The organism is Ruegeria sp., from assembly GCF_965199275.1.
Taxonomy (GTDB): Bacteria; Pseudomonadota; Alphaproteobacteria; order Rhodobacterales; family Rhodobacteraceae; genus Ruegeria.
Genome location: NZ_CBDAQX010000009.1, coordinates 135734 through 161469, shown reverse-complemented (window position 1 = coordinate 161469; position 25736 = coordinate 135734). Strand labels below are relative to the sequence as shown.

The 25736-nt window shown below is 58.6% G+C and carries 22 protein-coding genes and 2 pseudogenes; 14 read left to right on the top strand and 10 right to left on the bottom strand.

Annotated elements, in window-relative coordinates; genetic code table 11:
- Window positions 1-79: 79 nt before the first annotated feature.
- Complete coding sequence (locus tag ACOERD_RS06560) at window positions 80-1822, bottom strand: IS1634 family transposase (RefSeq protein WP_419737624.1); 1743 nt, start codon at window positions 1820-1822, stop codon at window positions 80-82.
- Between ACOERD_RS06560 and ACOERD_RS06555 the strand changes: the two genes are divergently transcribed.
- A complete protein-coding gene (locus ACOERD_RS06555; RefSeq protein WP_419738450.1) occupies window positions 1815-2009 on the top strand; it encodes a hypothetical protein in 195 nt (64 codons plus the stop codon). The genes ACOERD_RS06560 and ACOERD_RS06555 overlap by 8 nt on opposite strands.
- Window positions 2010-2132: 123 nt before the next feature.
- Here ACOERD_RS06555 and ACOERD_RS06550 read toward each other — a convergent pair.
- Window positions 2133-3758, bottom strand: a pseudogene (locus ACOERD_RS06550) (type I secretion system permease/ATPase).
- A gap of 391 nt (window positions 3759-4149) precedes the next feature.
- On the opposite strand from ACOERD_RS06550, the gene ACOERD_RS06545 reads away from it, so the two are divergent.
- From ACOERD_RS06545 to ACOERD_RS06525, 5 genes are all read left to right on the top strand, one after another.
- Window positions 4150-5730, top strand: a complete 1581-nt coding sequence (locus ACOERD_RS06545; protein WP_419738449.1) for an ABC transporter substrate-binding protein — start codon at window positions 4150-4152, stop codon at window positions 5728-5730.
- Window positions 5731-5820: 90 nt separating this feature from the next.
- Window positions 5821-7386, top strand: a complete 1566-nt coding sequence (locus ACOERD_RS06540; RefSeq protein ID WP_419738448.1) for an ABC transporter substrate-binding protein — start codon at window positions 5821-5823, stop codon at window positions 7384-7386.
- 106 nt (window positions 7387-7492) lie between these two features.
- Entirely contained in the window at window positions 7493-8470 is a 978-nt protein-coding gene (locus tag ACOERD_RS06535; RefSeq protein WP_170375660.1) for an ABC transporter permease, read from the top strand.
- Window positions 8467-9417, top strand: coding sequence for an ABC transporter permease (locus ACOERD_RS06530; RefSeq protein ID WP_419738447.1), 951 nt, complete (start codon window positions 8467-8469; stop codon window positions 9415-9417). Before ACOERD_RS06535 ends, ACOERD_RS06530 begins: the two co-directional genes overlap by 4 nt.
- Window positions 9418-9421: 4 nt before the next feature.
- On the top strand, window positions 9422-11125 hold the full coding sequence (locus ACOERD_RS06525) for an ABC transporter ATP-binding protein (RefSeq protein WP_419738446.1): 1704 nt from the start codon (window positions 9422-9424) through the stop codon (window positions 11123-11125).
- Here ACOERD_RS06525 and ACOERD_RS06520 read toward each other — a convergent pair.
- The 5 genes from ACOERD_RS06520 to ACOERD_RS06500 all read right to left on the bottom strand — a co-directional run bounded on the left by ACOERD_RS06520 (window position 11122) and on the right by ACOERD_RS06500 (window position 16123).
- Complete coding sequence (locus ACOERD_RS06520) at window positions 11122-11901, bottom strand: citryl-CoA lyase (RefSeq protein WP_419738445.1); 780 nt, start codon at window positions 11899-11901, stop codon at window positions 11122-11124. The genes ACOERD_RS06525 and ACOERD_RS06520 overlap by 4 nt on opposite strands.
- Complete coding sequence (locus tag ACOERD_RS06515; protein ID WP_419738444.1) at window positions 11898-13085, bottom strand: CaiB/BaiF CoA transferase family protein; 1188 nt, start codon at window positions 13083-13085, stop codon at window positions 11898-11900. Before ACOERD_RS06515 ends, ACOERD_RS06520 begins: the two co-directional genes overlap by 4 nt.
- On the bottom strand, window positions 13075-14586 hold the full coding sequence (locus ACOERD_RS06510; protein ID WP_170471470.1) for a tripartite tricarboxylate transporter permease: 1512 nt from the start codon (window positions 14584-14586) through the stop codon (window positions 13075-13077). Before ACOERD_RS06510 ends, ACOERD_RS06515 begins: the two co-directional genes overlap by 11 nt.
- 1 nt (window position 14587) lies before the next feature.
- A complete protein-coding gene (locus tag ACOERD_RS06505; RefSeq protein WP_170460001.1) occupies window positions 14588-15070 on the bottom strand; it encodes a tripartite tricarboxylate transporter TctB family protein in 483 nt (160 codons plus the stop codon).
- A 69-nt stretch (window positions 15071-15139) separates the two neighbouring features.
- Window positions 15140-16123 (bottom strand): tripartite tricarboxylate transporter substrate-binding protein, encoded by a 984-nt coding sequence (locus tag ACOERD_RS06500; RefSeq protein WP_170375647.1) that lies wholly within the window; start codon window positions 16121-16123, stop codon window positions 15140-15142.
- A 107-nt stretch (window positions 16124-16230) separates the two neighbouring features.
- Here ACOERD_RS06500 and ACOERD_RS06495 point away from each other — a divergent pair, with 107 nt between their 5' ends.
- The 3 genes from ACOERD_RS06495 to ACOERD_RS06485 are packed head-to-tail and all read left to right on the top strand — an operon-like array spanning window position 16231 to window position 19227.
- The gene (locus ACOERD_RS06495; protein WP_170460004.1) at window positions 16231-16899 is read left to right on the top strand and encodes a response regulator transcription factor; all 669 of its coding nucleotides are present in this window, start codon (window positions 16231-16233) and stop codon (window positions 16897-16899) included.
- Window positions 16889-18256, top strand: a complete 1368-nt coding sequence (locus ACOERD_RS06490) for a sensor histidine kinase (protein WP_419738443.1) — start codon at window positions 16889-16891, stop codon at window positions 18254-18256. Before ACOERD_RS06495 ends, ACOERD_RS06490 begins: the two co-directional genes overlap by 11 nt.
- Window positions 18257-18309: 53 nt before the next feature.
- A complete protein-coding gene (locus tag ACOERD_RS06485) occupies window positions 18310-19227 on the top strand; it encodes an ABC transporter substrate-binding protein (RefSeq protein WP_419738442.1) in 918 nt (305 codons plus the stop codon).
- On the opposite strand, the gene ACOERD_RS06480 is transcribed toward ACOERD_RS06485, so the two are convergent.
- The 3 genes from ACOERD_RS06480 to ACOERD_RS06470 form a co-directional block, all read right to left on the bottom strand.
- Window positions 19214-20020 carry a phosphotransferase family protein gene (locus ACOERD_RS06480; RefSeq protein ID WP_419738441.1) on the bottom strand — a complete coding sequence of 269 codons (807 nt, stop codon included), beginning with the start codon at window positions 20018-20020 and terminating at the stop codon, window positions 19214-19216. The genes ACOERD_RS06485 and ACOERD_RS06480 overlap by 14 nt on opposite strands.
- Window positions 20021-20155: 135 nt before the next feature.
- Window positions 20156-20818, bottom strand: a complete 663-nt coding sequence (locus ACOERD_RS06475; RefSeq protein ID WP_419738440.1) for a flagellar hook capping FlgD N-terminal domain-containing protein — start codon at window positions 20816-20818, stop codon at window positions 20156-20158.
- A gap of 3 nt (window positions 20819-20821) precedes the next feature.
- Window positions 20822-22021 (bottom strand): flagellar hook-length control protein FliK, encoded by a 1200-nt coding sequence (locus tag ACOERD_RS06470; RefSeq protein ID WP_419738439.1) that lies wholly within the window; start codon window positions 22019-22021, stop codon window positions 20822-20824.
- Between the two features lie 112 nt (window positions 22022-22133).
- On the opposite strand from ACOERD_RS06470, the gene ACOERD_RS06465 reads away from it, so the two are divergent.
- The 5 genes and pseudogenes from ACOERD_RS06465 (at window position 22134) to istB (ending at window position 25633) form a co-directional block, all read left to right on the top strand.
- Window positions 22134-22409: a rod-binding protein gene (locus ACOERD_RS06465; RefSeq protein ID WP_419738438.1), complete on the top strand. Its 276-nt coding sequence runs from the start codon at window positions 22134-22136 to the stop codon at window positions 22407-22409.
- Window positions 22399-22755 carry a flagellar biosynthesis protein FlgN gene (locus ACOERD_RS06460; RefSeq protein WP_419738437.1) on the top strand — a complete coding sequence of 119 codons (357 nt, stop codon included), beginning with the start codon at window positions 22399-22401 and terminating at the stop codon, window positions 22753-22755. The genes ACOERD_RS06465 and ACOERD_RS06460 overlap by 11 nt, the downstream gene beginning before the upstream one ends.
- 207 nt (window positions 22756-22962) lie before the next feature.
- Window positions 22963-23286, top strand: a pseudogene (locus ACOERD_RS06455) (flagellin); the annotation flags it as partial.
- A 120-nt stretch (window positions 23287-23406) separates the two neighbouring features.
- Window positions 23407-24915, top strand: coding sequence for an IS21 family transposase (gene istA, locus ACOERD_RS06450; protein WP_419738436.1), 1509 nt, complete (start codon window positions 23407-23409; stop codon window positions 24913-24915).
- The gene (gene istB, locus ACOERD_RS06445; RefSeq protein ID WP_419737606.1) at window positions 24902-25633 is read left to right on the top strand and encodes an IS21-like element helper ATPase IstB; all 732 of its coding nucleotides are present in this window, start codon (window positions 24902-24904) and stop codon (window positions 25631-25633) included. The genes istA and istB overlap by 14 nt, the downstream gene beginning before the upstream one ends.
- Window positions 25634-25736 lie beyond the last annotated feature (103 nt).

The window sequence follows — 25736 nt, the reverse complement described above, 5'->3', positions numbered from 1 at the left end:
GATATTATTATGCCTTGGTTGCCAAAAGGCACTACACGGACTTTTTTCGCCAGCGATTGTTTCGGAGTGTTGAGGGAGCTCAGGCTTTGGTCTGGCCAGTTTTTCGGGTGCGCCCGGGGGGTATCTTGAAAGGGGCTTCGTTCCAGGTCAGGCCGACGCAGGTGAGGATGCGTCTGGCATCGACCGTGGCATGGCTTGGCATGCCGTAGCGGTCAGGGGTGCCTTTGTGGCGCAGGATCGAGAGCTGCAATGCGTTCAACTCGTTGCGGATACGAGCCGGGCTCATCGGGTGTCCGAGCAGGTCCAGATGCTTGCGCAGGTGCTGCAGGCAGCAGAAGGCCATGTAGCAGATGGCGATATGGGCCCGGACCCGACGCGGCGACCAGTGATAGATGGGCCGGATTTTCAGATCGTGCTTGTTGGTGCGGAAGCAGGCTTCGATCTCCCACAACTGGTGATAGCGGGCAATGACGTCCTGTGCCTCCAGTTCGTCCGCACCATGAACAACAATGGCATGCAGCCCGTCCCATTGTGCCGCTGCCTTGATCTTTGCATCATCCAGCGTGACGTCCCCGCTGTCGGGGAAGGCCAGGAAGCGGCCATATCCCCGGCTGCTGAAGCTGCCGGGTTTGCGAGAGCGCTTGAGCTTCTTGTGCAGCTTTTCGATTGCCTTGTCGCGCTTGTGGGCATCATTGCGTGCCCGGGTGGGTGACCAGGTCACAATGACCCGCGCTCCCTCCTGGTCGATCACCTTGTACCAGCCCTTCTCGGTTGCCTCTTCAGAACCGTGTCCAGCCCAAGGCTGGCGTCCCTCCGGGCTCAAAATGTTCGCCTTCACGGCGGCCGGGGCGGACTTCATGCGATAGCCGAGGATGTAGGGCAGACCCTTGTTCTGCAACATCTGCTGGTTGTCCTTGCTGAGCATGGCGGCATCGGCCACGAACGTGACCCTGGCCACGTCGAAGCGTCCCTCCAACGCCTTCAGCGCAGCTTCCAGCGTATGACCTTCCCAGGTGTTTCCCGGGAAGAGTTCATAGCCCACAGGCAGCCCATCGGAGGTGACGATCAGCGCCAGCATGACCTGAGCGCGGTGATGCTTGCCATCCTTGCTGAAGCCCTTGGCCAGAAGATGATCCTGCTCGACCCCGTCCGCATCCTCGGCCGGGTCCTCGCGCTCGGTGTCAAAGGCCAGGGTCGTGCAATCGTAGAACAGCACGGTCACTGGCCCGCCCAGCAACTTCTCTGCCGCCGCGTGAGAGGTTTTGCAAATCCCGTCTATCACCGGCGTATTGATGTAATCCATGCTCCGATAGACCACGTCCAGATTGAGCGTGATGCCTGCCTGGTTCTCCAACGCCTCCACGGTCGCGCGCTTGCTCTCGGGCTGTGCGATCCGCGCCATAACCAGCTCTTTCACAATGCGATTGGCACTTTTACGCGCCGCCCCCAGAAGGGCCCCCCAACCCAGTTGGTCATACATCGTCCCCATGACATCCCGCAGACCCAGAGAGACCCGCGCCTCCTCACGGCACTCGGCAAGATCAACGCCAAGCTTGTCCGGCCGCGGAGCGCGGCGCACCAGCGCCTGCAGATCGGCATATTCCGTGGGCGTGAACAGTTCCATTTGCGGCGAGCGATCAATGCGTAATTGCTCCATCAAGCGGCCCGCCAGACGCTTGATATCCTCAATCTCGCTGTCGTTATGGGCCACACCCACATGGCGCAGGATCTTCTGGCGTACCTTGGAGCCGGTGCGGACGGATTCAACGATCTGGATCCGTGTGCGGTTGAGCTTTGCGTCATGTTTGGTGCGGATGAACATGGGCGAAGAGGTTAGCCATCTGAAGGCCCATGTCAATACTTTTTATAATAATGGGGCACTACAACGCGCCTCTGAGCAACCACACCTGAAAACAAACCAAAAACCCAGTCAGATCAACAAAAAGGTCGGAAGTCAGGCTCTACCACCTGACGGTTGCTTTGCACCTCGATCACACCTTGTGAGATGATCGCACCGGCCAGTTGGGTCCGAACGCTCCAGATGCCGATGCCCACAACAAGGATGAGCAGCGCAACAAAGCCCACAGTTGCAGGGAAGGTTATGCGCCAACTGCGGCGCGCGGGAGGGTTGCTCATTTCTCACCCACTTTATTGAGGTGTCGTTTGATTGCACCGGCGTTCTGAACCATCGAACCCAGAACTTCGTCCCGGCTGCCTGCTTTTACGATCTGGCCTTTCTCGACCACGATCAGGTCATCACATTCGGAAATTGCCTGCGGGCGGTGTGTCATGATGATTGCGGCCTTGCCGCTTTTCTTGAGGCTGCGCACCGCGCGGTTCAACGCCTCGGTACCGTCGGCGTCCAAGGCTGAGTTCGGCTCATCCAGGATCAGCAGAACAGGATCGCCATAGAGCGCACGCGCAAGCGCGATCCGTTGTTTCTGACCGCCGGACAACTGGCTGTCATTGCCTTCCAGAAAGGTGTCATAACCCTTCTCCAAAGACATGATCAGCTCATGTGCGTTTGCCTTCTTGGCGGCGGCGACAACAGCGGCGTCATCGGGTTGTTGCGACATCCGGGCGATGTTCTCTGTCACCGTTCCGTTGAACAGCGTGACCTGCTGCGGCAAATAGCCGATGTAGTGGCCCAGATCATCTGCTGCATATTGATCTAATGTCGCGCCACCCAAGCGAATCTCGCCCGCTGCGGGGGTCAACAGACCCAAAAGCGCCTTGGCCAGAGTTGTCTTGCCCGAGCCACTTTTGCCGATCACACCCAGCGCCTTGCCGGGTTCCAATAGCAGCGAGGCATTGCGCAGGGTTGGCTTTTGAACGCCGGGCGGAATGACCGTCAGACCTTTTGCGACGAGACGCGCCTCGGGCACGGGCAGCTTGGTTTTGGTCTGCTCGGGTGGGGTTTCATCGAGGAAAGTGCCAAGACGAGACCACGCGGTTCGCGCGTTTTCGATCAGACCCCATTGGCCCACCGCCATTTCCACAGGTGCCAAAGCCCGGCCCAGCAAGATCGAACCCGCGATCATGGCCCCCGCTGTCATCTCGTTGCGCAACACCAGCCAAGCGCCAAGCGCTAGCATCGCGGATTGCAGGAACAGGCGCAGCGATTTGGTCAAAGACGTGAAACTACCGGTCCAGTCGCTGGCCGAGATGCTCTGTGACAAGGCGTTGCTGCGCTGTGACAACCAGCGCTGTGCAACGTCGCCCTGCATGCCTTGCGACCGCACAACTTCGGCGGCTTGCCGCGCTTGTTCCGCAAAGGCATTGGCCCGGCCTGAGGCAACCTGTGCTTCGGCCACCTTCTGTTTGGTCAGGATCTGGTTGAGCAAGGCAATGACGATCAGCAAGGACCCACCAGCAACCGCTAGCCAGCCGAGCAACGGGTGGAACAGGAAGATCGCGGCTAGAAATACAGGCGTCCACGGAATATCCATAACGGCGAGGAAAACAGGTGACGCGCAAAGCGACCGCACGGCCTCCAGATCCCGCAAGGCCGTTGCTGGGGCCGAGCGGATCTGTGGATACAGTGCCCGCCGAATGGTTCCGTCAAAAACCCTCTAGTCCAGTGAGGATTGGAACTTGGCTCCGAACCGTGCCACGATCCGGCCGCGCGCGTAATCCAGCATGGCCATCAGACCGTATAGTAGCCCAACCAGCAGAAACAGCGCCGTAAGCGTCTCGACCGAGCGCGAACTGAGAACCCGGTCATAGACCTGCAGCATGAACAGCGGCCCGGTCAGCATTAGCAGGTTGACGAAGATGCTGAATAGAAACGCGACACCCAGAAACGATACGCTCTGGTTGCGCACGCTCTGAAGCTCTCGCCTCGGGTTGGGCGGTTTGCGGTTTGTCTGTTTCAAATCAATGTCCCCGACACGATGTCCAGCCTGATGCGGCTACGTTTTTTTACCGCGAACCGAGTCTCGAAGAAAGAGTTAGGGTATGCAACTCGATCGTCAAAGGACCAGCGAAATCCGGCCAAACGGCCAAAATCTGGCCGGTTCCCGTCGGGTCCAGCAATCCAATTAGGCATTGCAAGTTTTAGAATGATTTGGATTATCAAGGGCACGTTGATCGCGCTTCGTCGATCACCCGCCATCCGTGCGGGTTAAAAAAAGAATTGGGGAGACTACAATGAAAGTGAAACACTTGTTGGTCGCAGCCAGTGCCATGGCCCTATTGGCTGGCACTGCCTCTGCGGAAACGCTTCGCTGGGCACGCGCAGGCGACTCGCTGACGATGGACCCGCATGCGCAAAACGAGGGTCCGACCTCAGCCATGGCGCATCAGATCATGGAAACGCTGGTGATGCGCGACCATTCCGGGGCGCTTGTGCCGTCGCTGGCGACCGAGTGGGCCCCGTCTGAGGAAAACCCTAACGTCTGGGTGTTCAAACTGCGTGAAGGCGTGACCTTCCATGATGGCGCCGAGTTCGACAGCGAAGACGTTGTCTTCTCGCTCAACCGCGCGATGACGCCGGATTCGGACTACAAAGAGCTGCTGGCCTCGGTCAAAGAAGTGCGCGCGCCGGACAAATACACGGTTGAGATCGAAACCGACGGTCCGAACCCGATCATGCCCAACAACCTGACCAACATGTTCATGATGGACAAGGCCTGGGCCGAGGCGAATAACGCCGTGAAGGTGCAGGACTATGAAGGGGGCGAGGATACATTCGCCGCCAAGAACGCAAACGGTACCGGCCCGTACAAGCTGGTCAGCCGTGAACCCGACGTGAAAACCGTTCTGACCGCGAACGAGAACTACTGGGGCAAGGATGAGTTCCCCCTGGAAGTGACCGAGATCATCTATACCCCGATCCAGAACGCCGCGACCCGGGTTGCTGCTTTGCTGTCGGGGGAGGTCGATTTCATTCAGGACGTCCCCGTTCAGGATCTGGCCCGCGTTGCGGATACCGATGGTCTGGACGTACGGACTGCGCCTCAGAACCGGGTGATCTTCTTCGGCATGAACATGGGGGATGCCGATCTGGGTTCGGACAATGTGGACGGGAAGAACCCGCTGGCAGACGTACGCGTGCGTCAGGCGATGTCCAAGGCCATTAACCGGGATGCCATCAAGCAGGTCGTTATGCGCGGCCAGTCGGCCCCTGCTGGCATGATTGCACCGCCTTTCGTGAACGGTTGGGATGAGGGCATGGACAGTTCCTCCACGACCGATATCGAAGGCGCCAAGGCGCTGATGGCCGAGGCTGGGTATCCAGATGGGTTCTCGATCACGCTGAACTGCCCCAATGACCGCTATGTCAACGACGAAGCGATATGTCAGGCTGCCGTTGGCATGCTGGCGCAGATTGGCGTTACGGTGAATCTGGATGCCAAACCCAAGGCGCAGCATTTCCCGCTGCTCTCGAACCTCGAGACCGACTTCTACATGCTGGGCTGGGGCGTTCCGACCTACGACTCCGAGTATATCTTCAACTTCCTGGTTCACACCAAGGGTGAGAAATACGGCTCGTGGAATGCGACTCGCTACAACAACCCGGATCTGGACGCCAAGATCCAGGGGCTGGCCTCTGAAACGGACCTTCCGAAGCGTAACGCGCAGATCGCCGAGATCTGGCAGGTTGTGCAGGACGATCAACTGTATATCCCGATTCACCATCAGGTGCTGAACTGGGGTATGAAGTCGAATGTCGGCACAATTGTTGAGCCGGAAGATTCGCCGAAGATCAAATACTTCACCATGAACTAAGGTTCAGGGTGCAAGACAGGGCAGGGCGCGGACCAGCGCCCTGTCATTTGGTGTTTCACGACTGTTCACCTAAAACAGAGAGGTATCGCCATGACCTTCAAGGCAACGGCCATCGGTTTGGCCTTTTTAGCCGCAAGCGCCGCTCAGGCAGCCGAGTTCAAATGGGCCTCGACCACCGATCCACAGACCATGGACCCGCACGCCGTCAACTCGGCCGCTGTTCTTGGGTTCCTCAACAATGCCTACGAAGGACTGGTCCGCCGCGGCAAGGACATGAGCGTCGAGCCCGCTTTGGCCACTAGTTGGGAATCGATCGGAGACGGCGAAGGCTGGCGGTTCACCCTGCGCGAGGGCGTGACGTTCCACGATGGCAGCACATTCGACGCGGAGGACGTTCTGTTCAGTTACCAACGCGCCTCGGATGAAGTTTCGGATACCCGCAGCTGGTTCGCACCGATCAGCGAGGTCAGGGTGGTCGATGACTACACCGTCGATTTCATGACCACAGCACCCAACCCGCTATTCCCGTCGTCCATTGCCAATTGGATGATCATGGATCAGGGCTGGGCTGAGGCGAATGATGCCGCTTTGCCCGACAAGGAAACCGGGAACTACGCGACGCTGAATGCCAACGGCACCGGTGCGTTTCAGATCACCGCACGCGAGCCCGGTCTGCGCACCGTTCTGGAACCTTTTGAAGGTTGGTGGGGTGAGGCAGAGCACAACATTACCCGCGCCGAATTCAACCCGATCCAGAACTCTGCCACCGCCGTCGCAGCCTTGCTGTCCGGCGATGTAGATATGATTGAGCCCGTTCCGATTCAGGACGTGGCGCGCCTTCAGGGCAATGATGAGGTCGAGGTCATTCAGGGGATTGAGGCCCGCGTGATCATGCTGGGCTTTGACCATCAGGCCGAGGCCCTGAAATACACCGACGATGCTGGCAAACCCAACCCGTTCCAGGATGCGCGTGTGCGTCAGGCCGTGGCGCATGCGGTGAACGTCGATGCCATACTTGCCACGATCATGCGCGGCAATGCCGAGGCGGCCTCACAACTCGTCAGCCCAGCGATGAGCGGTTACTCAGCAGCCAATGCAGAGCGCCCCGCCTATGATGTCGAGGCCGCAAAGGCCTTGTTGGCCGAAGCTGGATACGCTGACGGATTCTCGTTCGGCCTCAAATGCCCCAATGACCGCTATCTGAATGACGAGGCCGTCTGTCAGGCGATTGTCAGCATGCTCGCACAGATCGGCCTAACGGCTGAGCTGGACGCGATGCCGGTGCGCAACTACTGGCCCGAGCTGCGCGAAGACAATTATGACATGTACCTGCTGGGCTGGAGCCCGGGCACGTTCGACGCCGAACACCCCGTGCGTTTTCTGGTCGCGACCCCAAACGAAGAAAAAAAGCTGGGCAGCTGGAATTTCGGCGGCTTCTCGAACGCACGTGTCGATGAACTTCTGCCGCAGATTCAATCCGAACTGGATGAAGGCACGCGTCAGGCCATGTTGGACGAGGTCACCAGCATCATTCAGGATGAACAGGTCTATGTTCCGATGTATGTGCAGCCTCTGGTCTGGGGGACGCGCAGCAATATCGAGTTGACCCAACGGCCGGACAACTTCTTCATCCTACGGTGGGTGACCGTAAACTGACAACGCGGTTCAAGGGGCCGGGTCGTTCTGGTCCCTGTTTCGTTAGCGGTATCTTGACCATTTGGTCAGACGCGGCCTAGACAGGCCGATCAACCGGGGATTCTGAATGTTCGCATATATTGTTCGAAGGATGTTCCAATCCGTGATCGTTTTGCTGGTCGTGGGTCTGGTCGCGTTCTCGATGTTTCGTTTTGTCGGCGATCCGATCGACAACATGCTGGGTCAGGAACGCACACAGGCCGATATCGACCGGCTGAGGACGGAACTGGGCCTCGATCAGCCGTTTGTCGTGCAATACGCAAAGTTCTTGCAAGGCGCGGTTCAGGGCAACTTCGGCGTGTCCTACCGTCAGGGCCGTCCGGTCTCGACCATCATCGCCGAACGTGCGCCCGCGACGCTTGAGCTGGCCTTCGTGTCAGGCTTCCTCGCCATCACCATGGGCATCGCGTTGGGCGTCTTCACCGCGATCCGACGACAAGGGGTTGCGGCGAATATCATCATGACGGTCAGTCTGATCGGGGTCTCTCTGCCCACCTTCCTGATCGGGATATTGCTGATCTACATATTCTCGGTCGAACTTGACCTCTTACCCAGTTTCGGCAGGGGTGAGACGGTCATGATCGGGGGCTGGTCAACCGGGTTTCTGACCACCTCGGGCCTGAAGGCGCTGATCCTGCCCGCGATTACGCTGGGCCTGTATCAGATGACCCTGATCATGCGTCTGGTGCGGTCAGAGATGCTTGAGGTCCTGCGCGCCGATTACGTCCGTTTCGCCCGCGCCCGAGGGCTTTCGGACAGGGTGATCAACTTCCGCCACGCGCTGAAAAACACGCTGGTGCCGGTGATTACGATCACGGGTCTGCAATTGGGCTCGATCATCGCTTTTGCCATCATCACCGAGACGGTGTTTCAATGGCCCGGTGTCGGACTGCTGTTCATCAACGCGATCCAGTTCGTCGATATTCCCGTCATGGCCGCCTATCTGATGCTGATCTCGGTCATGTTCGTGACGATCAACCTGATCGTCGATCTTCTTTACTATGCCATTGACCCGCGCCTGCGTGTCGACGCGAGGGCCACATGACCGATACGATCGAAACCCCGCAACCCGTCTCCAAGTCGCGCTTTGCCAAAGCGTGGGACAGCGATTTTGCATGGTCCTTCCGGCATTCGCCCGTGGCTGTCATCGCCTCGGCCGTTGTGCTGATCCTTGTGTTTTGTGCCATTTTCGCGCCCTTGATCGCGCCTTACAATCCGTTCGACCCGGCGACGCTGAACCTGATGAACGGCTTCACACCGCCGGGCACACCGAATGCGTTTACGCAGGAAACCTTCCTGCTAGGCACGGACGATCAGGGCCGAGATGTGTTCTCGACCATCCTCTACGGGCTGCGCATTTCCTTGTTCGTGGGGGCTGCTGCCGTATTGCTGGCTCTGATCATCGGAGTCGTTCTGGGGCTGGTCGCAGCCTATTTTGGTGGCTGGGTCGAGACGCTGATCATGCGGGTCGCTGACGTTCAACTGACCTTTCCGGCCATTCTGGTCGCCATGCTGATCTTTGGTATCGCCAAGGGCGTGACCCCTCCGGAATATCGCGATGAGATGGCGATCTACGTGCTGATCATCGCCATCGCCTTGTCAGATTGGGTACAGTTTGCGCGCGTCGTCCGCGGCGCGGCGCTGGTCGAGAAGAACAAGGAATATGTGCAGGCTGCGCGACTGATTGGCCGTGGCTCGATCCCGATCATGTTCCGACACATCCTGCCTAATGTCCTCAGCCCGGTTCTGGTCATCGCGACGATCTCCCTGGCGCTGGCCATCATCGCCGAGGCGACGTTGAGCTTCCTTGGTGTCGGCGCGCCTCCGACCCAGCCATCTCTAGGGACGCTGATCCGTATCGGGCAGGGGTTCCTGTTCTCGGGGGAGTGGTGGATTCTGTTCTTCCCCGCCTGCACCCTTCTGGCCCTCGCCCTGTCCGTGAACCTGCTGGGCGACTGGCTGCGCGATGCGCTGAACCCTAAACTGCGGTGATTTCATGAGCCTTCTGACCATCCAAGACCTCACCGTCGAATTCCCAACACGCCGCAAGCTGTTCACTGCGGTGGATCACGCAGACCTGTCCGTCGAGCCGGGTGAAATCCACGGTTTGGTGGGCGAATCTGGCGCAGGCAAATCCACCATCGGTGCCGCCGTCATGGGGCTGCTCGAACGTCCCGGACGGATTGCCAGCGGTCAGATCAAGCTGGGCGGCGAACAGATCAGTGGCCTTGACGCCGAGGCTATGCGCGGCCTGCGCGGCAAGAAGATCTCGATGATCTTTCAGGACCCGCTGACTTCGCTGAACCCTTTGTTCACGGTGCGAGAGCAACTGACCGAAACCATCCTTGCCCATCTGGGCGGGTCCGAGGCCGAGGCCAATCAACGCGCCCGCGACCTGATTGACCGGGTGGGGATTCCGGACCCTGATACGCGTCTGAACCAATACCCGCACCAATTCTCGGGCGGGATGCGCCAACGGGTGGTGATCGCCTTAGCACTTTGTACCGAACCGGATGTGATCATCGCGGATGAGCCGACCACGGCGCTGGATGTCTCGGTTCAGGCGCAGATTCTGGATCTGATCAAGCAATTGGCGCGGGAACGGCAGGTCGGTGTTATTCTGATCACCCATGACATGGGCGTCATTGCCGATACGACCGACCGCGTGACCGTCATGTATGCAGGCAAGGTTGTCGAAACCGGGACAACCGCGCAGGTGATGGGGCAGCCCCAACACGAATACACGCGGTCGCTGATCGCAGCGGTGCCACGGCCGACGCTCAAGCTGCACCGGTTTCCTCAGATCAGCTATGGCGGGCGTGAGACGCGCTTTGCGATCGAGGATATGGCGCGCCATTGGCCGAAAGTGGACAATGACACGTCCAAGCCCGTGTTCGAAATTCGCAACCTGACCAAACGCTTCCTGCAACGGCGCGGTCTTTTGCCTTGGGACCGGACCTATTTCACCGCTGTCGATGATGTGAGCTTTGATATCCGTGCGGGCGAGGTGTTCGGCGTTGTGGGTGAATCCGGCTCGGGCAAGTCCACCGTGGCGCGGATGATTGCTGGCTTGTACCCGGTCGATGGCGGCTCGATCATGTTTGATGGGCAGTTGGTCAGTGATTTGGGCGACAAAGCCGTTCAGGATGCTTATCGCAAGAACATACAGATGATCTTTCAGGATCCCTATTCCTCGCTGAACCCCAGAATGCGCGTGGACGAGATCGTGGCAGAACCGATCCGCCATCACCGCCTTATGAGCGGCTCAGACGTCAAACGTCGGGTGGATGAGCTGTTGGATCAGGTGGGTCTGGGTTCGGAAGCGGGCTTGAAATACCCGCATGAGTTCTCGGGCGGGCAGCGTCAGCGTATCTCGATCGCACGCGCTTTGGCGACACAACCTCGGTTCCTGATCTGTGATGAACCAACCAGCGCGCTAGACGTCTCGATCCAGGCTCAAATCCTGAACATCCTGAAGGACCTGCAAGAACACCTGGGCCTGACGATGCTGTTCATCAGCCACGATCTGCCGGTCGTGCGGCAGATGTGCGACCGCGTTGCTGTGATGAAGGCAGGGCAGATGGTCGAGATCCAAGAGACCGATGCCCTGTTTGCCAACCCGCAGACGGACTACGCCAAAGAACTATTGCACCTGATGCCGCGACTGGATGATCTGTCGACAGAAGGACTGGGCGTTTAAGTCTTGGTGTTGGGGTCCACATAAGTCCAGCGATAGGCGGGCGGGGTTGGTCCCTTGTTGCGGCCACCTTGCTCCATCTGCTCCCACGCGTGAGTCAGGATACCTACCGAGCGGGACAGACAGAACAACCCGCGCGCCAAGGGTGGGGCAAAGCCCAACTCGGCATAGATCACTGCCGTCGCGCCATCGATATTCATGGGGACGGGTTTGCCTTTGCGATGGGCCAGCTCGGCCTCAATCGCCTGCCCGATCCGCATGAAATCACCGCTGCATGCCCCTTGTTCGACGGCTTCGGCGACCAGCGCCATCAGGCGCGGGGCGCGCGGATCGGTCGGGGTGTGAAAGCGATGGCCAAAGCCCGGGAGGATCTTTCCGTGAGTGGTGATCCAGTCGTCCAATGCTTCCCCCAGATTGCCCGAATGCTCTACAACAAAGTGATAGAGTTGCACCGCCTGCTCTCCGGCCCCGCCATGCACATCGCCCAGCATGTTGACCGCGCTGGCCATCGCGTTGTTCAGGGGCAGACCGCAGGTGACTGCCATGCGGGCGGCTGCGATTGAAGGCGCTTGCGGACCGTGATCGACCGCCGCAACCAAAGCTGCTTCGAACAAACTAGCTTGTGCTTCGGTCGGTTTCTCGCCGCGCAGCATGAACCAGATCATTTCGGCGAAACTCAGATTGCCGATCAAATCCTGGATTGGCTCTCCGCGCAGGTGTATCCGGCCAGGCTCCATGTCGATGATCGAGGTTTGCCACCAATCGGATACATCGCTCATATGATGCCCTCCTTTTTCAGGGCGTTGATCGCATCCTGCGACAGCCCGAGTTCAGACCAGATTTTGAAGTTGTCTGCACCCAATTCCGGCGGCGCGGTCTCAGGATGTTTGCGCGCGCCGTCCATGACAATAGGGCTGCCAGCGAGCTGTAGGTCTTCACCGTGAATGTCCAGCGTACCGATCAAACCCCGCCCAGATAATTGCGGGTCGTCGAGTGCATCGGCGACGGTCAGAACCTGCCCGGTGGGCACTCCAATATCGTTCAACTCTCGCACCCATTCCTTTGCCGGTCGCGTGGTCAGCGTGCGCTCCAATTCCGCGCGCAAGGCGTGACGGTTGGTCTTGCGATCTTCTCGTGTTGTGTAGGCTGGATCGTCCAGTAGGTCGTCTCGACCCAGATGCTGAGCAAGCGCCTGCCATTGTTCATCGCGGTTGGCGGCAATGTTGATCGGACTGTCTGCAGTAGCAAAGGTGCCCGAGGGGGCCGAGGTTGTGTTTTCGTTCCCATGCGCGGCCGGCGTGACGCCCCCGATCAGGTGGTTCGAGACGACCCAACCCATCGTAGAAATCACCGCCTCGGTCATAGCAACATCCAGAAACGCGCCACGTGGGGTCGCGTTCAGGGCGGATGAGATGGCGAATGCTGCGGTCAGGCCACCAACCGTATCAGCCAGAGGGTAGCCAACACGATAAGGGGCCGTGTCCGGCGCGCCGGTGATGGACATGACACCGCTGACCCCCTGAACGATCTGGTCATAGGCTGGATCATCGCGGCGGGGTCCGTCCTGCCCAAAGCCGCTGATCGCGCAGTAGATCAGTTGCGGGTTCTCGGCTTTCAGAATTTCAAAGCCCAGACCCAATCGATCCATAACACCGGGCCTGAAATTCTCGACCAATACATCCGCCGAGTGAACCAGACGTTTCAGCAGCGCCTTGCCCCGATCGGATTTCATGTCCAGCGTGACGGATTTCTTCGCGGCATTCTGCGCCAGAAAACTGATCCCCATGCCCGCCTTATTGCGCTCAGGATCGGCGCCCAACACCCGGGCAAGATCGCCTGAGTCAGGGCGTTCGACCTTGATCACCTCGGCGCCCATTAATGCGAGCTGATAGCAGCAATACGGGCCGGCAAGCACGTTCGTCAGATCCAGAACGCGGATGCCGGCCAGAGGGTCAGTCCCCATCCGCAATCCCCGCAGCCCGTGCCCGCGCACGGCGCGCGCGGTAGCTTGGCAGCAGCACCAGAAGGACGGCGATCACCAGCAGGCCTAGGGTCATCGGGCGTTCCCAGATGAAAGCGATACCGTCATAGAGCTGCATCGAGCGGGCAAAGTTATCTTCCATCATTCCGCCAAGGATGAACCCGATCAGAAGCGGGGCGAGGGGGTAGTCGGCGAATTTCAACGCGGTGGCGCAGATGCCGAAGCCGACGAGGAGCAGAAGCTCGGTTGCGTTGTTCTGGCCGATATAAGCGCCCATCAGGGTGAAGAACAGGATGAACGGGATCAGGAAATTGCGCGGTACGGCCAGCACTTTGGCGATGTAGGGGATCAGCGGCAGGTTCAGGATCAGCAGCACCAGATTGCCGATGAACATCGACATGATGACGGCCCAGAAAATCTGAGGCTCATCCACCATCAGGCGCGGGCCGGGTGTCACGTTCAGCGCGATCAGAGCGCCCAGCAGGATGGCCGTCGTGCCCGACCCCGGGATGCCCAGCGTTAGCAGTGGTACGAATGACCCGGTACAGGCCGCGTTGTTGGCAGATTCCGGTGCGGCCAGACCTTTGATCGAGCCTTTGCCAAACTCTTCCTGTTCCTGCTTCGGTGCAATATTGCGTTCGACCGCGTAGCCAAGGAAGCTGGCAATTGTCGCCCCAGCCCCAGGCAAGACGCCGATGAAAAAGCCCTGAACTGACTGACGGCCAATGACGGGTGCAATTGCTTTCGCTTCGTCCTTGGTGATGCGGAGGTCCTTGATTTCTCCGTCGTCGCCTTTCAGGTCTTTGGGTTTCAAGACGAGAAACAGCGCCTCGGGCAGGGCGAACATCGCCATAGCCAGCGTAATGAAGCCAAAGCCAGACTGAAGGTCCATGATCCCCATGGTGAAGCGCGGCAGGTTGAACAAAGCGCCTTCGCCCACGGTTGCCATGATCAGGCCGAGGATCGTCATGATCATGGCTTTGGCAACCTGACCCGACCCTGCGAAGGCCGCGATGGCGGACAGGCCCACGACCATAAGGGCGAAGTATTCAGCCGAATGGAACAGCAACGCGACTGAGGACAGTGCTGGCGCGAAGACCATCAACAGAATGGCGCCGAGCGTACCACCGGCGAAACTGGCGATGGCCGCGATGGTCAGCGCTTTGCCTGCCTTGCCTTGTCGCGCCATCGGGTAGCCGTCGAAACTGGAGGCCACGGTGCCTGCGACACCCGGCGCGTTCAGCAGGATGGAGGAGGTCGAGCCGCCGAAAATCGCACCGTAGTAGACGCCTGCCAGCAGGATAAGGGCCGCCGATGGATCACCCATTGAAATTGCGACGGGGATCATGATGGCGATGATCGACATCGGGCCAAGGCCCGGCAGCATGCCGATGAAGGTGCCGATAAGACAGCCGGCAATGACCATCAGCAGGTTTTGGATTGAGAATGCCGTTTGCAGGCCGATCAGAAGTCCTTCAAGCATGTCAGCCTCCGAAAATGCCCGGCAGGGGGCGCATGTAGATGCCCAGGACTTCCTGAACCAGATACCAGACCGCGCCTGTGGCGATGAAGGCGACCGGCAGCATGATGTGCCACTTGCGCTCGCCCAGAATGAAGGAGCCAAGGATCAGGAAGGCAGACGTTGAGATCAGAAAGCCGACGGGCCGCAGGCACAGGGCGTAGATCACCATCAGGGCCAACAGCATCAGGGCCTGATCCAGATGGTAGTCACCCAGACGACGGTAGTCGATATCCGCCGCTTTCGGCTCGGATTTTTCGAAGCCTAGTAGGATGATCGTGCAGGCGATGATGCCCAGAACAGACAGCACTTTGGGGAAGGTGCTTGGCCAAATAGGGTTGCGCTGCATGAAGGGGGGCAGGCTGCCATCCATCGTAAACCAGGCGGCGTAGCCATAGGCCAGACAGACCCCAAGCAAAACAAGCGCGATCCAGCGATCCAGCGCCATGACATCCCCTCCCTCGTGTTTTTTGTTGATTGTGGCAGAGCGGACGGGCCGCTCTGCCGTGAGTGGTGCTTAGAGGAAGCCCAGTTTTTTCATCAGATCGCTTATCTGCTGTTCTTGCTGCTCGAGGAAGGTCGAGAAATCGTCGCCCGAGTTGTGGATGTTTACCCAACCATTGCGCGCGCGCACTTCTTCCCACTCGGGGGTGTCATACATCTTGGCAATGGCGTCTTGGTAGGCGGCCAGCTTGTCTTCGGGTAGGCCGGGCGCTGCGAAGAAACCGCGCCAGTTGACGAAGGTGGTATCGATGCCCTGTTCCTTCATGGTCTGTGCGTCGGGCGCTGCGTCCACACGCTCATCCGCAGTCACACCGATGATTTTCACCTCGCCTGCATTGGCCAGATCAACCGCTTCCGAGAAGCCGGTGGAAAGCGCTGCGATCTCACCCGACAGCAAGGCTGCCATGGCTTTGCCGCCTGCATCATAAGGAATGTACTTGACGCCAAGCGCGTCCTTACCCGCTGCTTCCATCACCATGGCCGCAACCAGATGGTCCATTCCGCCCGGTACCGAGCCACCCCCGATAGCTGTTGCACCCGGGTCCGCGTCATAGGCGGCCAGCAGGTCCGCCATCGAATTAATCGGGCTGTCCTTACCGACAACAATGGCCGCGTAGTCGCCGATTGTGCCCGAGACCAGCGTCAGGTCGCGGAAGTTGTGCGGGAACACACCCGTCAGTGAGCGGATCACGATGGGGGTCGAGTTCACCATCAGCGTGCCATGGTTGCTGTCGGCGTTCTCGATCAGGTAGCCGATGGCCTTACCGCCGCCGCCGCCCGACATGTTCTCGTAAGACGCGGTGCCGACAAGCCCCGCTTTGGTCAGCGCTTCACCCGTACCACGGGCGGTACCGTCCCAGCCGCCGCCTGCGCCGCCGGGGATCAGGAAGTGGATGCTGTCCACGACCTCGTGGCCGTCAGCCAGAACAGGTCCCGCAAGACCAACAGCGGCCACAGCCGCGATCAGGGCGCGACGGCCCAGTTTGAAAGTTGTCATGATGTCCTCCCATTTGACAACTGGCCGCTTGGCGGCACAGATTGAGGTCAAGAAAACACATCAACCTGACATCAACCTGTCATGCGCGAAAATACTGCGAACGCCTCATGAAATTCCTGCTGGTCGAAGACAATATGGACCTCGCGAACGCTATCGGTTCGCGGATGCGACTGGACGGCCATGTCGTTGATCACGCTGCAACTTTGGACGATGCGACCGCGTTCGTCGAGGCTGAGGAATATGACCTGATCCTACTGGACATCATGCTGCCCGATGGGGATGGGCGCGATTTCCTCAAACGCCACCGTGCAAGTCATCTGGACACACCTGTCATCGTTTTGACCGCGCGCAGCCAGGTCTCGGATCGAATCGGGTCGCTGGATCTGGGGGCCGACGACTACGTCACCAAACCCTTCGATCACGCAGAGCTTGAGGCCCGCTGCCGCGCCGTTCTGCGCCGCAAATCTGGGATCGCTAAATCAACCATCGAGATCGGCGGTATCGTCTTCGACCCGGTTGCCGGTCACCTGATTGTCGGCGGTGAGACCCTGTCGCTGCGCAACCGGGAACTGCGCCTGTTGGAGTTCTTCATCAATGCGCCAGGTCAGGTGTTCTCGAAACAAAAACTGGCGGACAGGCTGTTTTCCTATGACGACGATGTCTCGGACAATGCTATCGAGGTCTACGTCGCCCGCCTGCGCAAACATCTGGAGCGATCGGAGCTGAAGATTACTACGTTGCGTGGCTTGGGCTACAGGCTGGATCATGTCAGCTAGCCCCGCGGTTTCAGGATCTCTGCGCAACCGTCTGGTGCTGACCCTGATTGGCGGTGCGGCCGTTCTGGCGTTGCTTTTGTTCTTTACAGTACGCAGCTATGCCGCTCGCGTCGCGCAGCAAGGGCAGGACAATATCCTTGGCGCCTCGGTCACCTCGATCCTCGATGCCGTTGCCCTGCGGGACGGAGAGCTTGAGGTCGACATTCCCTACGCTGCCTTCTCGATGCTCAGCACGCCGTCGGATGATCGGGTGTTCTACGCCATCTTTCAGGATGGTAAACTGCTGTCCGGTTACGACGATCTTTCAGCCACGAATGGTACGCCCAACGGCGAATGGACGTTTCAATCGGGCCAAGTGCGCGGAGAGACCATTCGCCAGGTCAGCGCCAGCCGCACTTTGGTAGGGCTAGGAACCCGGACCGAAGTCGAAGTGGCCCTTGGTCAAACGCAAGACGCATTGGCCGAAACCCTCAGGCAGATTTCACGAAACGCGGCGTATCTGGGGATCGGCTTTTTTACCTTGGTCGCCGGGTTATCATTCTGGGCAACGTCAGCCACCATCGGACAGTTGAACAAGCTGACGACGTCGGTGACTCGCCGGGGCCCACAAGACCTCAGCCCATTCAGAAAACCGGTGCCGCGGGAAATGGCCCCGCTAGTGTCGTCGCTGAACTCTTTGATGGGGCGTTTGGATCAGTCGCTCAGCCAGTCCGAGGATTTCATAGCCGAGGCGGCACACCGGGTCCGGACGCCATTGGCAACGGTTCGATCCTATGCGGATACAACCTTGCAACGTGTTGAAAAAGAAGAGAATAGAGAGGCTTTGCGTTCAATGGTTCGGGCGATTGACGAAAGCTCTCGGGCGGCGGGGCAATTGCTGGATCACGCAATGATCACTTTTCGCGCCGATCATCTGGAGCGGGAAGAGATTGATCTTGTCGCCCTCGTCCGCGATCTGGTTCAGCGCCTCACACCCATTGCCGAGATGAAGGACCTTTCCCTGACATTGGTCGGAGACCCCGTTGTGATCTATTCGGGCGATCCGATCCTGATCCAGAATGCGGTACGCAACATGGTCGACAACGCGCTAAAATATGCCCCTGCCGAAAGCGTGGTCGAGATCGAGGTCTCGCAAGGGACGCAAGCGCAGATCAGCGTGCGCGATCAGGGGCCGGGCTTTCCACCAAGCGAAATTGACACGCTCACCCGGCGGTTCGAGCGCGGTAAGAACGCGGCCGGGACCATTGGCTCGGGGCTTGGTCTGACCATCGTTCAGGATGTCGCGAAGGCCCATGGCGGCGATCTGATCCTGACCAACCGAAAAGGCAAAGGCGCATGCGTTACCTTATTGCTTTGATCCTCACACTTCTGAACTCAGTTTGCGCGGCCGAGGAGTGGGAAGACCAGCGGGTGTTCAACGCTGCCGCTGATGGTCCGCGTTTGCGCATCATCTCCAGCACCGACACCGCGCTTTTCGCGCCGTTGATAGAGGGGTTCCTGACGCAAAACCCGGACGTCTCCGTAGAGTATCTGGTGACCGGAACCGCCGATCTGAATGCGCGTGTGCGGTCAGCGCCTGAGGCGTTTGATGTTGTCATTTCCAGCGCGATGGATCTGCAGCTGAAACTTGCGAATGATGGGTTTGCAATGCCTTTGAAGGATATGCCGGGCGCGGAATGGGCCCAGTGGCATGACAGCCTGTTTGCCTTTACCCAGGAACCGGCGGCCATCGTCATCAACCGTGCGGCCTTCGCAGGGTATCCCGTTCCGCAAACCCGGCAGGAACTGATCGAGGCCCTGCGCGCGCGCCCCGAAGCCTTTCGTGGAAAGGTCGGCACCTATGATATCCGGCAATCTGGCTTGGGTTATTTGTTCGCTACGCAAGATGCTCGCGCGTCTGAGACCTTTTGGCGTCTGATGGAGGTCATGGGCGGGCTGGACCTGCGTCTGTATTGCTGCTCGGGCGACATGATTGACGATCTGACAAGTGGCTCGATCGCGGTGGCGTACAACGTACTTGGCAGCTACGCAACGGCACGGGTCGACGGCAAAGAGGTGCTCGAGGTCATTCTGCCCAGCGATTTTCAGACCACCATGATGCGAACGGCAATGGTGGTGAAAAACACGCAATATCCTGCTGTCGCCGAGGCGTTTGTCCGCCATCTGATCGTTGCAGGACCTGAGTTGGCACCTTTGCCGTTGCTCACGTCACAGCAGGCGCAAGAGAGCGCGGTAATTACGCTGGAACCTGCTTTGCTGACTTACCTCGACACGCTCAAACGCAGGAAATTCCTGACGGCCTGGGAAGACGCCGTCATTCAGAAATAGCGCGATCCTCAAGGGCCTTTAGCTCAAGCTGCAGGCCCTTTTCATAGTCTGTTGATCCGTTCTCAAACCGCCACAGGCAATAGGCTGCCATTCGCCACGCATACCACGGACGCAGCGCTTCGTAGCGGGCAACTGTTTCGGGGTCGCCATATGCGGTCAGGAACTGCGCGTTCTCATCTGGGCTCAGTGGAGCGCCGCGATAAAGATGCTGCATGGCGGGCGATAGGAACAAGGCCAGATCTTCGCAGGGATCGCCAATTGCCGGGCATTGCCAGTCGATCAGGGTTAGGTTGGAGCCGTCTACCAGAATGTTCCCGGCCACAGGGTCGCCGTGGATAAGACACGTTCTTTTTGTTGGCGGCACAGGGTCCTCGGGCCGCATCGCTGTGACGCGATCTCGCAAGCGGGAGGAACATAACGCCAAAAGCTCGGCCCCGTGGCGAGCAAGATCAGCGCTGCCGTTCCGTCCTGTAGGCAGCGGCAAGTCGACCGTCGCGCCATGCAATCTGCGCAGCAAAGAGGCGACCTGAGCCGTGTCACTTTCCCACGGGCGACCCGGCGCGTGATCGTACAGAACCCAGGCGTCGCCCTGATGCTGCCCCGTTGCCCGCAACCAGGGTACGAACCCGTCCTGCTCAAACGCGCGCAGACACAGCGCTTCGAGGTGGGCGTCATTGCGGAACATGGGGTTGCGCAGTTTGGTACGGTAAAGCTTCAATACCGTGTCGCCACTCTCGCCCAGAACCTTCCACACCATATTTGTCCGACCCCCGAACAGAGGTTCGAATTGCACGGACCCCGTGATCAGCCCGCGCGTGCGCAGCTGGTCAATCAGGTCTGGTAGAGGCGCGTTGACATGGGGCAGGGGATGTACCGCTCAGCAAGGGAATCGTGATTTGCCAAGGTTTGGACTGCCAGCCCGATCAGATCAAGCGCCTGTTCGGATCGCCGTCACCTCGTCCGAGCGGACAGTGGCCCCACTTTGCAGGGACAGATGCACCGCTCCATCAGCGATTTGCGCCTCAACCACGCGGTTGTAGCTAGCGGCCAATCGCTGCGATAACAGTTCGTCATTCTTGTAACTCTCCAACGTGGCGGAATACGTGCCCTGTCCCAGCGGATCGCCAGAAGCATCGGTGCCGGCCCAGAGGAGTTCGGTGTCTGTGTGATTGACTGGAATGCGGTCGATTACGGTACCGGTTGAATTGCGGATCACCATGATGGCTTCATCACTTGTTGCATCGGCCTGAGCAAACAGAGTGACCGGCTGGCCTTCGAATCGAAAGGCTGAAGCGGATCGAACATCAACGCCCACCCAATTGGAAAGCTCACTCAGCTTTTGCCCACCCAAGGCCGTGCTCAGGGAAGACAACAGGTCATTGGTCTGAACCTGCTGTTCGACCATCGAGAACTGGGCCAGCTGAGATGCGTATTCCGAGGAATCCATAGGCTCCAACGGGTCCTGGTTTCGCGCTTGTGCGGTGAGCATCAGCAGAAAGGTCTCAAAATCCGAGGTCAGCTTGGATGCCTGCGAGGCAGCCGAGGTCGGGGTCAGTATCGGGGTCTGAGCGGAACTTGTAGGAGTGATCATCTGTCAAAGCCTCATATCAATGCCACGACCCGAGAGATTTCGGGGAAGGATTGGAGCGTTTGGCGCATCCGGCTCGGTCGAATGGGAAGGGCCATAGTCCTTTGCCTTCGGGTTTGCGGTATCATCCTGCGCATCGTCCGATGTGCTTAGGTCAAACGAGATGTCGCCATATCCAAGGCTTTGGAATTCAGCCTCCAAAACGGCGAGATGTCGGCGCATCAGGTCCAGCGTTTCGGGGCGCTCGGCCGTTATGGTCAAAACCATCCCATCCTCGCGACCGTTGAGTGTGATGGAAACTCGCCCCAGTTCCTCGGGGCTGAGTGCAATCTCGATCGTACCGGAACCCGCGCGAACCTGAATCGCTGCCGCCATCTGCCCGGAGATGGCTCGGGTGATTTCAGCTCTGGCAGCCTGCGTTGCGGGCTGCGCAAGCGAAGCCGAGTCGCGGACGTTTTGAAGCAATGGCTCTTCGCGCGTGGCAATCACACCATCAGTTTCGAGAATCGCCGTGGCGGTTTCGGCATTTGCGTTCCGCACAGACGCCATCACCTGCATCTGGGCGAGAGTCGGCGAGGATCTGGTGGGTTGAGGCGTGCTTGGAGCCGCATTTATCTGAGGCAAAGCCGCTGTTTCAGCGGGTAGCGCCGAAGCTGAGGGTTGCGCCCGTTCAGCTGGAGCAGGCTGCACCGCAATCGGCTTTGTAGGCAAGACATGACCGTCCGACGCCTTGGCGGAAACCGGTTGGACCGAGTTGGGGTGTGGCTGAACAGGAGAACTGCGTGTGTTTTCCACCTCTGGTCGTTGCGGTGAAGCAATTGAAACCTGATGTATTGCGCCAGTGTCGGTCTTTGGTGCCTCTGTCCTATCGAGTTTCGGCGGAATAGGAACGGATTCAGACTCTTGCGGCACTTGCGTCACGCTCGGCAGGGGCAGTGCGGTCAGGTCTTCAAACACATGTTCCTCAGGAGCGTCGGGCTGGACTGGCAGATGGTCTTTCAGCACGCCTTCGGGGGCAGGATCCTCGGGCATGATGTCTTGTTCAACAGCGGTTTCATCCTCAGCCGCGACCTTGGGTTCAGGCTGCGACGTCTCTTCCTCCAGAACATCCTGAAAGCGTGTGGATGCCTCGGATGCGGCTTCGCGCGTCGCCGGTTTCGTGGCCGCAGTTTGCGTTGGTGTCATCAGCGTAAGAGGGTTGGGCATTTTGCTCCGGCTCCGTCGTGGTTGACCGTCAAACTGCCCAAAGGAAGTTACGTTTATTTTAACCGCTTTCGTCTTTGATCAAGATTGTTCGATACAATTTTCGGAGAAGCCGATGAATATTCCTCCCCTCCAGTTGATGCCGCCGCCGCCCTCAGCTCAAGACCGCCTGCAAGCCGCCGCGGTCGAGCTTGAGGCGGCGTTTCTGGCCGAAATGCTGAAATCTGCGGGCTTGGGAAAAGCACGCAATTCGTTCGGCGGCGGGGCAGGCGAGGACCAGTTCTCGTCCTTTCTTGTGCAGCAACAGGCCCGGCAAATGGCGCAATCTGGCGGTGTTGGCCTGTCTGAACTTCTGTTTCAATCCTTGATGGAGAATTCCGATGACACATGAGCCTAACCTTCTGATCAAATCACTGGAGGAGGTCCTTGATCTTGAGCGCTCCGCGCTTGTGGACGGTGATCTTGAGCGACTCAATCATATGGTCCCTGAAAAAGAGAAACTGATTGGTGCGATCAACGATCTTCAGGTGCTGAGCAACGATGATCTACTTCGCGTCCATAAAAAAGTGGAACGCAATCAAGCGCTTCTGAACAGCGCGGCCGAAGGGATTCGCGCGGTTGCCAGCCGCATGGCAGAGCTGCGCCGCGTGCGGCAGGAATTCAGCACTTATGGGGCCGACGGGCAACGCAACGGCTTTGCCGTGCGGAGCCAGGTAGAGCTTGAAAAACGCGCATAGGGCCAGAGTTAATTCAAATCCAAAATTTTGAGTCGGGCCGCTTTAGCACTCCGTTAGGGGATCGAGGTCAAAGGTGGTCCTGCACCTGAAACAGCGGGTGGCGCGATGTGTCGGACGGCGCATCGCACAGGTCAGAAAGACATCAAAGCCCGCTTGTCTAGCGGGGTGATCTTGGGCGCTGAAGCCCTAACGCAAAAGGATGGCACTATGTCCAGTATTCTGACAAACAACGGCGCGATGGTTGCGCTGCAGACTCTGAAATCGGTCAACAAAAACCTCGAGATGACACAGAATGCGATCTCGACCGGCAAGGATGTCGCAACAGCAAAAGACAACTCGGCCGTCTGGGCGATTTCCAAAGTGATGGAATCGGACGTCAAAGGCTTCAACGCGATCAAAGACAGCCTCTCGCTGGGTGAATCGACGGTCGCTGTTGCGCGGAACGCGTCTGAAACCGTGACTGACCTTCTCACCCAGATGAAAGAAAAGATAGTCGCGGCGCAGGAAGACAACGTGGACCGCGGCAAGATCAACGTGTAGAAAAGCGTGCAATTTTGACCCCCTAAGCGGGGAAATCGGCGTCCAAATTTGACCCCTCCCTATGGTTGTAGACATCCTTTTCATTGAGCAGTCGATGGAGAGGCAAGCGGGATGATTTGCGTGGAAACTATTAGAAAAGTGCGTCGCTTACACCTGATCGAAAAAAAGAGCATCAAGGAAATTTGCCGTTCGCTCAATTTGAGCCGTGCAACGGTTCGAAAGATAATCCGATCGGGAGTGACGGAGTTCAAATATGAGCGCAAATCGCAGCCATACCCGGTGCTCGGGCCTTGGCGCGCGCGTCTGGATGAAACGCTTGAGGAGAACGAGGCGCTTCCGAAGAAACACCGCAAGCGGATGACCAAAATCTGGAAGGAACTCTCCGATGATGGTTTTGGCGGCGGGTATGACAGTGTTCGACGCTACACAAAGAATTGGCGCATTGCGCACGGCCGACAACAGGCGCAGGCGTTCATCCCGCTGATCTTTGATCCTGGGGAGGCGTACCAGTTCGACTGGAGTGTGGAGACGGCTTTGATGGACGGTGCACTCACGACCGTGAAGGTTGCCCATTTCAAACTTTGCCATAGCCGCATGCCATTCTCCATTGCCTATCCGCGCGAGACGCAGGAGATGGTCTTTGATGCCCACGACGAGGCCTTCAAATTCTTTGGTGGAGGCTGCATCAACGGGATCTACGATAACATGACGACCGCCGTCGATGCGATCCTGTCGGGCAAGGAAAGAAAGTTCAACAAGGCATTCTCCCGGATGTGTTCTCATCATCTGGTGAACCCGATCGCCTGTACGCGCGCGGCCGGTTGGGAGAAGGGTCAGGTTGAGAATCTGGTCAAGGAGAGCCGCGCCTATAGTTTTACACCGCGTCTGGAGGTGGCCGACTTCGATGAATTGAATGCCCGGCTGCAAAAAGACGCGATCAAACGCGCAAAAGAACTGCGGCATCCGGAAAACCTGGAGGTGACGGTCTGGGAGGAGTTCCAGCAGGAAAAGCCGCTGCTGACGCATCTGCAGAAGCCCTTCGTCGGGTTCCGTGAAAAGACGGTCGCCGTGAGCCGAACCTGCCTGATCAACTTCGAAAGAAACAAATACAGCGTTGAGGCAAGAGCTGTTGGACGTCAGGTCCAGTTGCAGGTCTACGCCACGCGGATTGTCCTGCGCCAAGACGGTGAGATTGTCGGAGAGCACGAACGGTGCTTCGGCCGAGGAAAAACGATCTTCAACCCTTGGCACTATGTGCCCGTCCTCAAGCGCAAGCCTGGCGCTCTGCGCAATGGAGCACCGTTCCGTGACTGGGACCTACCACCGGCAATGACGCAGATCTGGACCCATCTGCGGGGCACATCCGACGGAGACCGGCAACTTGCCGATATTCTTTTCGCTGCTTACCAGCACGACATTGATGTGGTCGAGGCTGCCTGCGAAGAAGCTCTAAAATCTGGCCTGCGCAAGGCCGATGCGATCCTGAACATTGTCTCTCGGCGCACCAATCCCCCGCCGCCAAAGGCGATTGAGCCGCCTGCCCACCTGCAGCTGAAAATGGCACCGATCGCGGATTGCGCTCGCTATGACAGGCTTGGAGGCTCCCATGCAACTGCGTAAGGAAATTCTCGAACTTGCCCGTCAACTGAAGTTGCCAGGCATCGTCAACTGCTTTGACGAAGTGATGCAGGCCGCAGCCAAAAACAACTGGCGGCCCCAACAGGTCGTGGCCGAACTCCTCACGGCCGAACTGGCCGAAAAGACTGCGCGCTCGATCCGGTATCAGATGGGTGCCGCAAAGTTCCCGGTCTGCAAGTCCTTACCTGAGTTCGACTTCACGGTCAGCCCCGTCAACGAGGAAGTCGTGCGCAATCTTCATGACGGCGATTTTATGGACCAGGCCAGGAATGGCGTGCTGGTCGGTGGAACCGGATCGGGCAAAACGCATCTCGCAACAGCGATCGGGGGCCACGCGGTCAATAACCGCCGGCGGGTCAGGTTCTTCAGCGCTGTGGATCTCGCGAACAAGCTGGAGGCTGAACATCGCGAAGGCAACGCCGGGCGGCTCAGCGAGCAGCTGATCCGCGTCGACCTCGTGATTATAGACGAACTCGGTTATCTGCCGTTCGCAGAGTCTGGTGGACGATTACTCTTCCATCTCATCAGCAAACTGTACGAGCGAACGTCTATTCTGCTAACAACCAACCTCGCATTTGCTGAATGGCCGAGTGTGTTCACAGATGCCAAAATGACCACTGCTCTCCTGGATCGACTGACACACCATTGCGATATCATCGAAACCGGGAACGAAAGCTGGCGAATTAACCACCGCGACTAACCTCGAAATCGGGGAATAAATTCAAAACAGACAGCAGGTCAAACCTTCAGTCGAGCTACGCTCTCTTTTCGGTTTGACCTGCTGTCCACCCCCTCCTGAATCA

Bases quoted from the DNA above. Each gene is read 5' to 3' on its own strand.
- ACOERD_RS06530 (WP_419738447.1), top strand. From the start codon at position 8,467: ATGACCGATACGATCGAAACCCCGCAACCCGTCTCCAAGTCGCGCTTT.
- ACOERD_RS06495 (WP_170460004.1), top strand. From the start codon at position 16,231: ATGAAATTCCTGCTGGTCGAAGACAATATGGACCTCGCGAACGCTATC.
- ACOERD_RS06535 (WP_170375660.1), top strand. From the start codon at position 7,493: ATGTTCGCATATATTGTTCGAAGGATGTTCCAATCCGTGATCGTTTTG.
- ACOERD_RS06470 (WP_419738439.1), bottom strand. From the start codon at position 22,021: ATGCCCAACCCTCTTACGCTGATGACACCAACGCAAACTGCGGCCACG.
- ACOERD_RS06510 (WP_170471470.1), bottom strand. From the start codon at position 14,586: ATGCTTGAAGGACTTCTGATCGGCCTGCAAACGGCATTCTCAATCCAA.
- istB (WP_419737606.1), top strand. From the start codon at position 24,902: ATGCAACTGCGTAAGGAAATTCTCGAACTTGCCCGTCAACTGAAGTTG.
- ACOERD_RS06520 (WP_419738445.1), bottom strand. From the start codon at position 11,901: ATGAGCGATGTATCCGATTGGTGGCAAACCTCGATCATCGACATGGAG.
- ACOERD_RS06500 (WP_170375647.1), bottom strand. From the start codon at position 16,123: ATGACAACTTTCAAACTGGGCCGTCGCGCCCTGATCGCGGCTGTGGCC.
- ACOERD_RS06545 (WP_419738449.1), top strand. From the start codon at position 4,150: ATGAAAGTGAAACACTTGTTGGTCGCAGCCAGTGCCATGGCCCTATTG.
- ACOERD_RS06475 (WP_419738440.1), bottom strand. From the start codon at position 20,818: ATGATCACTCCTACAAGTTCCGCTCAGACCCCGATACTGACCCCGACC.
- ACOERD_RS06490 (WP_419738443.1), top strand. From the start codon at position 16,889: ATGTCAGCTAGCCCCGCGGTTTCAGGATCTCTGCGCAACCGTCTGGTG.
- ACOERD_RS06465 (WP_419738438.1), top strand. From the start codon at position 22,134: ATGAATATTCCTCCCCTCCAGTTGATGCCGCCGCCGCCCTCAGCTCAA.
- ACOERD_RS06540 (WP_419738448.1), top strand. From the start codon at position 5,821: ATGACCTTCAAGGCAACGGCCATCGGTTTGGCCTTTTTAGCCGCAAGC.
- ACOERD_RS06505 (WP_170460001.1), bottom strand. From the start codon at position 15,070: ATGGCGCTGGATCGCTGGATCGCGCTTGTTTTGCTTGGGGTCTGTCTG.
- ACOERD_RS06460 (WP_419738437.1), top strand. From the start codon at position 22,399: ATGACACATGAGCCTAACCTTCTGATCAAATCACTGGAGGAGGTCCTT.
- ACOERD_RS06515 (WP_419738444.1), bottom strand. From the start codon at position 13,085: ATGGGGACTGACCCTCTGGCCGGCATCCGCGTTCTGGATCTGACGAAC.
- ACOERD_RS06560 (WP_419737624.1), bottom strand. From the start codon at position 1,822: ATGTTCATCCGCACCAAACATGACGCAAAGCTCAACCGCACACGGATC.
- ACOERD_RS06525 (WP_419738446.1), top strand. From the start codon at position 9,422: ATGAGCCTTCTGACCATCCAAGACCTCACCGTCGAATTCCCAACACGC.
- ACOERD_RS06555 (WP_419738450.1), top strand. From the start codon at position 1,815: ATGAACATGGGCGAAGAGGTTAGCCATCTGAAGGCCCATGTCAATACT.
- istA (WP_419738436.1), top strand. From the start codon at position 23,407: ATGATTTGCGTGGAAACTATTAGAAAAGTGCGTCGCTTACACCTGATC.